Raw genomic sequence first — 255 nt, 5'->3', positions numbered from 1 at the left:
GCTGGATTTCGTCCATGATCAGTTCGCCTGCGGAAGAAGATTTCGCGTGCTCAACATCGTCGATGACGTGACGCGCGAATGCCTGGCAGCGATCCCCGACACCTCGATCTCCGGCCGTCGTGTTGCTCGCGAATTGACGGCGCTCCTTGAGCGGCGCGGCAAGCCCGGCATGATTGTCTCCGACCATGGCACGGAATTCACGTCGAACGCGATCCTCGCCTGGTCAAAGGAGCACAAGGTCGAGTGGCACTACAT

At 60.0% G+C, this 255-nt stretch carries 1 protein-coding gene; it reads left to right on the top strand.

Going from position 1 to position 255, the window contains the following annotated elements; all coding sequences use genetic code 11:
• Window positions 1-255: DDE-type integrase/transposase/recombinase (locus tag DUT91_RS25330; protein WP_147272325.1), on the top strand; the 255-nt coding region annotated here is incomplete at both ends.

The organism is Paramesorhizobium salinisoli (assembly GCF_003335045.1).
Taxonomy (GTDB): Bacteria; Pseudomonadota; Alphaproteobacteria; order Rhizobiales; family Rhizobiaceae; genus Paramesorhizobium; species Paramesorhizobium salinisoli.
Note: the sequence above shows the minus strand (reverse complement) of the source record. Positions and strands in the feature narration are given on the sequence as shown.